Annotated in this window: 10 protein-coding genes; 4 read left to right on the forward strand and 6 right to left on the reverse strand. The window is 55.2% G+C overall.

Annotated elements, in window-relative coordinates:
• The first annotated feature begins 9 nt into the window (after positions 1–9).
• A complete protein-coding gene (locus A3L09_RS06525; protein WP_088858186.1) occupies positions 10–708 on the forward strand; it encodes a cysteate racemase in 699 nt (232 codons plus the stop codon).
• Here the strand turns inward: A3L09_RS06525 and corA are convergent.
• The 6 genes from corA to A3L09_RS06555 form a co-directional block, all read right to left on the reverse strand.
• Positions 705–1,673, reverse strand: coding sequence for a magnesium/cobalt transporter CorA (gene corA / locus A3L09_RS06530; RefSeq protein WP_088858187.1), 969 nt, complete (start codon positions 1,671–1,673; stop codon positions 705–707). The two genes, A3L09_RS06525 and corA, sit on opposite strands and share 4 nt — an antisense overlap.
• The gene (locus A3L09_RS06535; RefSeq protein WP_088858188.1) at positions 1,673–3,193 is read right to left on the reverse strand and encodes a CGP-CTERM sorting domain-containing protein; all 1,521 of its coding nucleotides are present in this window, start codon (positions 3,191–3,193) and stop codon (positions 1,673–1,675) included. The genes corA and A3L09_RS06535 overlap by 1 nt, the downstream gene beginning before the upstream one ends.
• Before the next feature lie 80 nt (positions 3,194–3,273).
• On the reverse strand, positions 3,274–5,589 hold the full coding sequence (locus tag A3L09_RS06540; RefSeq protein ID WP_088858189.1) for a glucodextranase DOMON-like domain-containing protein: 2,316 nt from the start codon (positions 5,587–5,589) through the stop codon (positions 3,274–3,276).
• A gap of 95 nt (positions 5,590–5,684) precedes the next feature.
• On the reverse strand, positions 5,685–6,455 hold the full coding sequence (surE, locus tag A3L09_RS06545; RefSeq protein ID WP_088858190.1) for a 5'/3'-nucleotidase SurE: 771 nt from the start codon (positions 6,453–6,455) through the stop codon (positions 5,685–5,687).
• Position 6,456: 1 nt separating this feature from the next.
• Complete coding sequence (locus A3L09_RS06550) at positions 6,457–6,873, reverse strand: type II toxin-antitoxin system VapC family toxin (protein ID WP_088858191.1); 417 nt, start codon at positions 6,871–6,873, stop codon at positions 6,457–6,459.
• Positions 6,870–7,088, reverse strand: coding sequence for an MraZ C-terminal domain-containing protein (locus A3L09_RS06555; RefSeq protein ID WP_088858192.1), 219 nt, complete (start codon positions 7,086–7,088; stop codon positions 6,870–6,872). Before A3L09_RS06555 ends, A3L09_RS06550 begins: the two co-directional genes overlap by 4 nt.
• A 101-nt stretch (positions 7,089–7,189) precedes the next feature.
• Between A3L09_RS06555 and A3L09_RS06560 the strand changes: the two genes are divergently transcribed.
• From A3L09_RS06560 to A3L09_RS06570, 3 genes are all read left to right on the forward strand, one after another.
• Positions 7,190–8,437 (forward strand): AAA family ATPase, encoded by a 1,248-nt coding sequence (locus tag A3L09_RS06560; protein ID WP_088858193.1) that lies wholly within the window; start codon positions 7,190–7,192, stop codon positions 8,435–8,437.
• Between the two features lie 34 nt (positions 8,438–8,471).
• On the forward strand, positions 8,472–9,446 hold the full coding sequence (locus A3L09_RS06565) for an archaeosine biosynthesis radical SAM protein RaSEA (RefSeq protein ID WP_088858194.1): 975 nt from the start codon (positions 8,472–8,474) through the stop codon (positions 9,444–9,446).
• Between the two features lie 151 nt (positions 9,447–9,597).
• Positions 9,598–9,870: a 2-oxoglutarate ferredoxin oxidoreductase subunit delta gene (locus A3L09_RS06570; RefSeq protein ID WP_088858195.1), complete on the forward strand. Its 273-nt coding sequence runs from the start codon at positions 9,598–9,600 to the stop codon at positions 9,868–9,870.
• The last annotated feature ends 3 nt before the right edge of the window (positions 9,871–9,873 follow it).

Genomic DNA, 9,873 nt, shown 5'->3' on the forward strand with positions numbered 1-9,873 from the left:
GGTGGGATCATGAAAGAGCGTGTTATTGGCATTCTGGGCGGGATGGGACCTTTAGCGACGGCCGACCTTTTCAGGCGGATAGTCGAGAAAACGCCCGCGAAGCGCGACCAGGACCATCCGAGGATAATCATCTACGACAACCCAAAGATACCGGACAGGACTGCCTTCATCCTTGGAAAAGGCAAGGATCCGAGGCCGGAACTCATAGCCAGCGCCAGAAAACTCGAAAGCTGGGGCGCGGACTTCATAATAATGCCCTGCAACACGGCGCACTTCTTCGCGGAGACAATCCAGAGGGCGATAGGGGTTCCGCTCGTCAGCATGATAGAGGAGACGGCGAAAACCGTCAAGGGGATGGGACTGAGAAAAGTCGGTCTGCTCGCCACCGACGGAACCATAAAGGGCCTCGTCTACCACAGGGCGCTCCTGAAACACGGCGTCCAGATAGCGGTACCCAACAGGAAAGATCAGGGACTCGTTATGAAGGCCATCTACGATGGGGTGAAAGCTGGGGACATCGAGACGGGCAGGAGACTGCTTCTGGAAGTGGCGAAGAGGCTGGAAAAGCGCTCCGACGGCATCATAGCCGGCTGCACTGAGGTGAGCGTGGCGTTAAGGCCGGGGGATTTAAGGGTCCCCCTCATCGACCCGATGGACGTGATAGCAGAAAAAGCAGTAAAGCTGGCCCTTGGCCTTGAGGACTTCTAAATCCACCCCTTTCTCCTGAAGTACACCAGCATGCCGAGGGCGATGCCAAGCATTAGGAGCAAAACCACCGGGTAGCCGTAGCGCCACTGAAGCTCGGGCATGTGCCGGAAGTTCATTCCGTAGAGGCCGGTTATGAAGGTCAGGGGGATGAATATCGTCGAGACAACAGTAAGGATCCTCATGACCTCGTTGGTCCGCATCGAGATTGTGGAGTAGTAGAACTCAACGAGGCTGTCCGCGAGCTCTTTCTGGGTTTCGATGATACCGAGAATATCACGCACGTGGTCGTGGAGTTCCTCAAACTGCTTTGCTGTTTCATCCCCAAAGAAGCTCGCTCCCTCCATCCTGAGCCGTCTGAAGAACTCTAGGAGGGGAAAAACTGTGCGCCTCATGAAAAGGACCTCGCGTCTCATGTGGTGGATCTTTTTAAGGATCACCTGGTCGGGTTTCCTGAGGATCAGGGATTCGGTTTTCTCCATCTCGGCGCTTATGCGCTCCAATATTGGGACATAGTTTTCTACTATGGCTTCCAGGAGCGCAAAGAGGAGGTAGTCGGCGCCGCGCTTTCTAATGAGTCCCTCCCCCTCGCGGATCCTCTCGCGAACTCTGTTGAACACGTCCCCCTTTACCTCCTGAATCGTTACAAGGACGTTGCCCCTAAGGATGAGACCGATCTTCTCCCTCTTCAGACCTCCCTCCACCTCGTAAACCTGGTGGAGAAGAAGAAAGAGGTGATCGTCGAAGAACATGGCCCTGACCTCTGGGGCCTTTCTCCTCATGGCCCGCACGATGGTTTCATTGAGTTTGAAGTACTCCCCTATGGACTCTATCTCCTCGAGGCCGGTTACGTTTACCCAGACCACAGGATAATCGAGGTACCTTTCGAGCTCCTCCAGCGATCCAAGCTTCCTGCTCATGAAGTCCTCATTGGAGTACGCTATCAGGGTTATCCCCGGCTCGGCCATTATTCTCCTCTCCTTCTGAGGAGGAGCGGTACGATAGCTAGTCCAATGAGAGCGGCAGGACCGCAGATTCCCCCACCACCCTTCTTGCTGGAAGTAGTGGTGGTCGTTGTCGTAGTCGGCCCAGAAGTCGTCGTGGTATCCTCGCCGAGCGGGGCGGTAGTCGAGATAATGCCAGTTGTCGTCGTGGTCGCGGTTGAGGAAGTGGTCGTTGTCGTTTGAGCCTGGGAGCATGCGTTCAGGATCTCCTCGTTAAGGTTCTTGGTATTGAGTTTCGCCGCCCTGGCCACCACGCTAACACTCGGGGGGTTGCTTACCGCGGCCCCCTCCGCAACGGATATGTTAGCGTCCATCACCTTGAACGGGGGCCTCCTGAATGCCAGGGAACAACCGCTTCCCAGATCATCGAGGCTCACGTCTCTCAGGATCCCGATTAGGGGATAGTTTTTCACCAGGTTTCCGAGCTGGTTTGCCTTTCCGTCCACTCCTCCAGCCAGAACGAGTTCACCGTTGGGACCGCTCGTCAGGGCCCTTATCCAGTCCATCCCTGCCCCTCCGAACGTGATCCACCTCTTAACGTCTCCCCACGTGTCCATAACCACCAGCCAGGCCTGGGCTTCCCCGGTTGAATACGATATGCCCCCGAGAACGAGATCCCCCGAGGGCAGGAGGGTGACGGCGTTTGCCCATTCCTCCATTGGACTGCCCACAGCTTTGGCCCACTTAACCCTGCCCGAGAGATCTGTTCTGACGACTAGGAGGTCAACCGCCCCGGAGCCGAAGGACGAGGTGTAGCCGACCAAGGTCACCCCAGCTCCGTCCAGCTCGGCGTCGTAGAGCTTTTCAGTGCCGTTTCCGCCGTATGTCCTCTGCCATACCACCTTTCCATCGGGCGTTATCTGTGCAAGCCAGAAGTCTGGAGAGCCAGTTTTAGGGGAGTTTTTTATCCCCGCGATGAATATCTGACCCCCCGGAAGGGCCATTATCTTCACCGGTAAGGCGGTTTCGTTGGGCGTCAGCAGGTATGCCCCTCTAACGTTTCCATCCTGATCCAGGGACAGAAGTGTGGGAATCCCAGACGTCGAGGAAACGGCCAGGAAGCCATTTGAATACGGGACGATCGAATAGACCATGTCAACGTTGTACACCTTACTCCAGAGGGCGCTTCCGTCAGACCCTACCCGGAACACCCATCCGCCCCCAAGGGAGGTGCTTCCACCTGTGACCACGGAGCTCCCATCGGGCAGGGCCTTAAGGGAGTAGAGGATGTCCCTCCCGCTTCCACCGTAGGCCTTTGCCCATCTAAGGGTCCCGTTGGGAGTGAGGGCCATTAGAAACGCGTCGAAGTCCCCAAGACCGGTTCCGTTTGAGATCCCTCCGATTATTACACTCCCCCCGGAAGAATCGGCCGCTATTGGTGATGTGAGGCCGGGCATCTTCACTTCGATGAAGGAAGCCCCCGAGAACCCGGTGAACAGAAGCAGGATCATGACCGAACCTATGAGAGCAATCCTCCCCTTCAAAAGACACACCTCCAGGGGAAGAGAGGCAAGGGAAATAAAAAGTTTGCTGAATTTACCAAAAATGGAAGAACGGGAAAAACTCACTCCTTTCTTCTGAGGAGGAGCGGCATGATAGCTAGTCCAATGAGAGCGGCAGGACCGCAGATTCCCCCACCACCCTTCTTGCTGGAAGTAGTGGTAGTCGTTGTCGTAGTTGGCTTGGAAGTCGTCGTGGTCTTACCCGGGGAAGTCGTGGTTGTCGTGCTGGTTGTTGTGATTGTCGTCGTTGTCGTGGTGGTCGTCGTGCTTTCAAGCGGGACCAGCTCCACGTTGAAGGTCAGCTCCTTGTTCTCGAGGATGGAGACGTTGAAGGACTCCTCCCTGTATCCGTCCATCTTCACGGTAACCTCATGGGTTCCAACTGGCAGCCTGTACTCTTCGATGGGTGTCTTGCCGACTTCCTTACCGTCGATGAGAACAGTGGCGCCGCTTGGATTGGACGTCACCGTGAGCATTCCAGTTTTCGGGGTCAAGGTTATGGGGATGGACAGCGATCCGGGCGTTATTGAAACGTTGAACTCTTCGGTCATGTATCCGGAGAGCTGGAGCTTAACGACGTGGAGCCCAAGCGGGAGGGCGAGGTTCTCTACCGGAGTCTTTCCGACGTTGAAGCCGTCGATGATGACATTGGCCCCGCTGGGTTCGCTAGTTATGGTGAGGTAGCCCGTCTGAACCAGGGGGACCAGCCTAACAACGGCCAGGCTCTTTGAGCTGACGTTGTAGCTTTTGAGCTGTTCTTCCTGACTCTCTATAAACCAGTCCGGAACGAGGAGATCCATGACGCGCGGGGCAACGCCGGCTTCAACGGCGGCGGGGTCGGCGCCGCCAATTACCCACTGATCCGCGTTAGCACCCACATCTCTCCACTGGTCAACACCAAAGCCGTCCTGACTGCCGACCAGAACCGCGATCCTCGGGAACTTCGGTCCCTCCACCTTCAGGTCTCCGATGTACTTGGCGGGCACGGTAACGCTTACAGTGTTGCTCTCCCCGTCGGTGAAGGTCTGGAGATCCTCGATGACCGTTCCGTTCGGGAGGAAGAGGTCGGATCCCCATCCAGTTATCCTCAGGGAAACGTCCCATGGATGATCCGGATCGAGCCTCACGTTCGGCCCGGGTCCTATCGTGGAGGTGTTTCCACCGTCCTTGAAGTCAAAGTAAGCTTCAATTATCTGCAGGCTGAAGCCGTTAGGGGCTCCCCACGGGTTGCCGCCGAGGTTCTTGAAGTGGAAGCTGAAAACGTAATCGTTCCCGGCCCTCTCAACGTCAAGCCCGGTTATGTCGAAGAGGCCGCTCCCGTTGAAGGCCAAGTCAGTTGGATAAGTGTAGGTGCCGGGTCCGTTGTCGTCACCAACCGGGTCGCTCAAGCTGAAGAGCCTTTCAGGGGCACCCTTGGCCGCTACAAACGCCGCCCAGTGGATAACGTTGCTGACGAACTGAGGACCGTCAAGCTTGGTTCCCCACGCGAGCGGGCTCCATATGGGTTCATAATCGCCGTATGGACTCTCGCCGCTCACGATGAGAACGCTCCTCTTCCCGCTGTCGAGCTGGACTATCTGCGCGGCCATGAGGGTGAAGACGCCGGTATCGTCGGCTGTGTAGGCGTTTGCTGGCTGGTCGTTGTTCTCGACAATGGTGCCGTTCTCGCTGGTGACCACGATCCGGTATGTATTCTCGGGCATGCTCCCATCCGTTAAGGGGTGCCAGGTGCCGTTGGCGTCAACCCACGCCAGGGGGCCCGGACCGTGGAAGAGAACTTTTCCCCCGTAAACGAAGTTCTGTGTCAGAAGGCCCTTAAACGGGATTCCATCATCCGGGGAGACATAGGCAACGAGGCTGAATGGTTTCCCCGTGTTGCTAACGGGATCGTCAACGGAGCAGAGGTCAACGCGAAGACTGCTTATCTCCCGAAGAAGAGCGTTTACTGCACTCTGAGTCCTGTTTCCCGAGCCGAAATCACTGTCGCCCGCCACCCAGAGAACCTTTCCTCCCTCCAGGAACCACTCCTTAATGGCCTGGATTTCATCCTGGGTGAGGGGCTCCCTTGGCTGCCCCAGTATCAGGATATCGACGTTCTCAAGGCCCTCCTGAGTTATTGAATCCCCGAGGTTCTGGATCTTGTCAGCGGGGAGCAGGCTGGGGTCTCCGAAATACGCCCACTTGACGTCCCCAATAGCGTCGACGATTGAAGGGGCCACTATACGGCTCTTATTCTCCCGATCCAGGACTGGGTCCACTAGGTACCTTGTATTTTCCCCGTGAGAGAGATCAACGGCCACAGTGGTAGCACTGACCATCGCACTTCCAAAGACCCCAAAGAGAACGAACAAGGATATGAGTAGGGCAAACCGCCTCATGTTATCACCTGAGTAGTTTATCCGCGAAAAGTTATAAATCTTGCCAACTGGGGCAGTGAAAAGGGGAAATGTCCCAACTTGGGAAGCGCCTTCCCTCAACCCAGCTCGGAAAGGAGGTTATGAAAATCAACATTCGCCGTCATGTCGATGTTTATGGGGGTGATGCTGATCTTTCTCTCCATCTTGAGCGCATACGCATCCGTCCCCGGCTCGAATTCAGTGGTTCTCCTTCCCACTATCCAGTAGTAGGGGTGTCCTCTGGGATCGATCCGCTCCTCCACCGTCGGGCAGTAGCGCTTTCTGGCAAGTCTCGTTATGGCGATGGGCGTTTCCGGCGTAGCGTCGCTCGGCACGTTCACGTTGAGCATGTCCACCCCCTTGGGAAGTCCCCTCCTGAGAACTTTCTCGGCGATTCTGCGGAGGAAAAGGGCCGACACAGAGAAGTCGATGCCCTCGCCCTCTCCAAGGGTCTTCTTCCAGTCAACCTCAAGGCTCATCGCGATGCTTGGAATTCCGTGGGTGGCGGCTTCTATCGCGGCTGAGGCAGTCCCGGAAACGGTTATCTCGGTGCTGAGGTTCTCCCCAAGGTTTATTCCGCTAACCGCAAGGTTGAACTTTCCGAAGCGCGCTATTGCAAAGATGACGCAGTCCGTCGGGGTGCCGTCTATCCCGTAGGCGACCTTTGCACCTGGAACGTCAACGAGCTTCGCCCTTATCGGCCTGTGGAGCGTCATGGCCCTTCCGCTCGCACTCCTCTGAAAGAGAGGAGCAACCACGTAGACCTCGCCGAGCTCGCTGAGTGCTTTAACCGCCGCCCTGATCCCGTTGGAGTATATCCCGTCGTCGTTGGTGAGGAGTATCCTCATTTCAATCCCTCACAACCTTAACATCGAGCCTCTCAAAGTCCCTGTCAAAGGTATAGACCTCGGAGATGCCAGCTTCCTTCATTTTCACGTAAGCCAAGGCGTCGTTTATTCCGAGGTTCTTTTCCTCTGCCATGAGGGCCGCTTTCAAATAATCAGAGGTCGACACGTCCAGCACTTTGATGTTCTCCGCCGTTAGTATGCCCATCAGTATCTCAACTGCTTTTTTCTTCCCCGCCCTGCTCTCGATTACGTTGGCAACCTCGCTGATGTGGACGACAGTGGTAACTACCTCTTCTCCCTCGCTGACCCTTTTGAGTATCTCCTTAGCCATCTCCTTGATGGTTCTGACGTTCTCCGGCGGTTCCTTTTTAGGCTTGAGGAACGCATATATGAAAACGTTGGCATCTATGAACCTCACTTCGACCACAGCTCCCTCTTAAGTTTCTCCCATTCGTCGAGCTCCTCAATCTCGACGCTGTCAAAGAACTTAGTGAAATTAACCTTTTTCCTCGGAAGGAGCTCAACCCTGTCCCCGAGGTCAACTATGATTACTTCATCCCCCAGCTTCTCCCTCAGCTCCTTCGGGAGGAGAAGCCTCCCCTGGGAATCCAGTCTCTTCACCAAAACTTCCATTTTCTCACCATTTTTCCGTTGGTTCGCCAGGTATAAATAGGTTCCGCCATTCCCTTTGACCACCCGAAAGTCTTAAAAAGATTCCAACCAGAATCATTCTTATGAGAATCATTCCACGCAGAACCGAACTTGAGAAGATCAATGTGTCAGGCTGGAAGATGATCTACGGGAGGAGGAAAACGGGAAAGACATTCCTGGCCAGGAACTTCATTGACTACAGGAGGTACTTCTTCGTCAACAGGAATGGGAGCATCCTCGACGTGGACTCCAGAAAGGTTCTAACGTACGAGGATTTCAAGGACGAGCTTCTCAGAGAGCTGGAAAATGGAAGGATTGTAGTTGACGAGTTCCACCGCCTTCCGGAGGAGTTCCTCGACCTCCTCCACGCATATTCCGGAAATGGCGAGCTCCTACTGATAACCTCAACGCTCTGGCTCGCCATGAGGCTCCTGGGGAAAAGGGAAAGCCCTCTCCTGGGGACGGTCCTTCCAGTTAAGGTGGGTCTCATAGATGAGAGGGAAATAGTGATGGAGCTTTCGAAGGAGGTGAGTGGAAAAGAGCTGGTGGAGGCGGCAACTTACCTGAGAGAGCCGGTTCTCGTTCCCCTCTACCAGCCCCCACTCAGGCAGTTCCTGGCTTCCTATCTACAATCATCTGGGGCCATGATAGCAGAGCTCGTTGGAGAAGCCTTCTCCGAGGAAGAGGTCAGCCTTTCGGAGGTTTATCTGGCGGTTCTCCATTCAATAGCGGACGGGAAGTCAAAGAGCGGGGAGATAGGGAACTACCTCCTCTCGCGGGGCCTCATAGAGTCCCCCTCAAGCGTTCAGAAGTACCTCAAGGTTCTCACGGCAATGGGGCTGATAGAGAAAAGACCCATCCATGGAAAGAAGAAGCGGTTCCGCTACGCCATAGCCTCTCCCCTTCTGGATCTCCACTTCTACCTTGAAGCCAAGTACGGTTACACCGAGATGGACACACCCCTGGAGTTCATAAGGCGCGTAATAGACGAGAAGCTTCCCAGGCACATTGAAAGCTTCACCGAATCCCTGCTGGCCAAAGTCTACGGCTTAAGACCAGTTAGCGTTGAGCTACCGGAGCTTGAGCTCGACATAGCCCTTCAGGGATTCCGGAAGCTCGAAATCGTTGGGGAGGTCAAGTGGAAAGTCCGCGTCAAACGCGAGGAGATAGCGAAGATCGAGGACAAACTGGGCCAGTTTGACTGCAGAAAGCTCCTCATAGTGCCCGATGAAGCAGTACTGGAGCGCAAGCCCGAGGGAATCGAAGTTTTGACACCATCGGATCTCGTGGAGCTCGCCGAAAAGAGCCTAGGGGAAAGCACTCACCTTTAAAAACCCTAACCACCAGCCGCTCTCAGGTGAGAAGATGACGTACTGGACGAGCGAGGACAACGTGGCCGGAAAGACGGGGACGGCCCTCTTCATAATCCTGCCAACGATAGGCTGCTACCGCTTCCGCGTCGGTGAGCCGTGCTACATGTGCGCCTATCCAACCGCCGCGCCGAAGGTGATGTGGAGCCAGGAGGCAATAGTGGACTACGTGAGGGAAGCACTCAAAAAGATTGAAGGAAAGAAGGGGCCCTTTGCCGTGAGGATGTTCACCTCGGGCTCATTCCTCGACAACGGCGAGCTCAAACCGGAAACGAGGAGGAAAATCTTCGAAATCCTCTCCGAGCTTGATGATGTTGAGGAGATAGTCATCGAGAGCAGGAGCGAGCTCGTCAGATACGACGCCGTTAAAGAGCTTGCTGAGATAGTCCCGGACAAGCACTTTGAGGTCGCCATCGGTCTTGAGACTGCCAACGATGAGATAGCCGACGTCTCCATCAACAAGGGAAATACGTTCTCCGAATTTGTGAAAGCAGCCGAAATAACCCACAAAGCCGGCGCCAAGGTCAAAACCTACCTCCTCCTCAAGCCGATCTTCCTCTCCGAGCGCGACGGGATTGAAGATGCAAAGGCGAGCATAATCAAGGCTGAGCCCTACACGGACACGTTCTCAATCAACATAACAGACATCCAGAAGGGGACGCTCTACGAGAGGCTGTGGGAGAAGAAGGAGTACAGGCCGCCGTGGCTCTGGAGTGCGGTTGAGGTCCTAACCTGGGCAAAGAAGAAGTTCCCCCACAAGAGAATCCTGAGCGACCCCGTTGGTGCCGGTTCTAGGAGGGGACCGCACAACTGCCTCACCGACTACGACAGAATCATCGGAAGGGCGATAAAGAAGTTCTCGGCAACCCAGGATTTGAGCTACTTGGAGAACCTCGAGCCGGAATGCCGCGAGCGCTGGAGATACATCGTCGAGAATGGCCTCTTAGACTGGCAGCTAGTGACGTGGTGAATTTCCTTCTGCCTTTCGGCTCATTTCTTCCAGCTTTTTTATGGGGTGTATAAACCCGGCCGGCACATCTTTTGTGGACATTAATGGCCATCCACGAAAGCTTTAAATGTTGACAAACGTAAAAAGGCTTAGCAAATTGCGGGTGATGATTATGGCAGACGTCGAAGGGAAAACCGTTGTCGTAAAGGAGAACTACCTGGTGACTGGCAAAGCGGAGGGCGTCGTTGAAATTGACGTCGACACTTTTCTATGCAAGGGGTGCGGGATCTGCGTTGAGATGTGCCCCAGAAAGGTCTTTGAGTGGAGCAAGGAGCTCAGTGAAAAGGGCGTCCACTACCCAGTCCCGGTTCACGCGGAGAAGTGCGTCAAGTGCAAGCTCTGCGAGCTGCTCTGCCCCGACTTCGCCATCTCGGTAAGGTGGTGACGC

The sequence above is a fragment of the Thermococcus profundus genome, assembly GCF_002214585.1.
Classification (GTDB): Archaea; Methanobacteriota_B; Thermococci; order Thermococcales; family Thermococcaceae; genus Thermococcus; species Thermococcus profundus.

Excerpts from the sequence above, each read along its gene's own strand:
- A3L09_RS06525 (WP_088858186.1), top strand. The coding sequence starts at position 10 with ATGAAAGAGCGTGTTATTGGCATTCTGGGCGGGATGGGACCTTTAGCG.
- corA (WP_088858187.1), bottom strand. The coding sequence starts at position 1,673 with ATGGCCGAGCCGGGGATAACCCTGATAGCGTACTCCAATGAGGACTTC.
- A3L09_RS06540 (WP_088858189.1), bottom strand. The coding sequence starts at position 5,589 with ATGAGGCGGTTTGCCCTACTCATATCCTTGTTCGTTCTCTTTGGGGTC.
- surE (WP_088858190.1), bottom strand. The coding sequence starts at position 6,455 with ATGAGGATACTCCTCACCAACGACGACGGGATATACTCCAACGGGATC.
- A3L09_RS06555 (WP_088858192.1), bottom strand. The coding sequence starts at position 7,088 with ATGGAAGTTTTGGTGAAGAGACTGGATTCCCAGGGGAGGCTTCTCCTC.
- A3L09_RS06560 (WP_088858193.1), top strand. The coding sequence starts at position 7,190 with ATGAGAATCATTCCACGCAGAACCGAACTTGAGAAGATCAATGTGTCA.
- A3L09_RS06565 (WP_088858194.1), top strand. The coding sequence starts at position 8,472 with ATGACGTACTGGACGAGCGAGGACAACGTGGCCGGAAAGACGGGGACG.
- A3L09_RS06570 (WP_088858195.1), top strand. The coding sequence starts at position 9,598 with ATGGCAGACGTCGAAGGGAAAACCGTTGTCGTAAAGGAGAACTACCTG.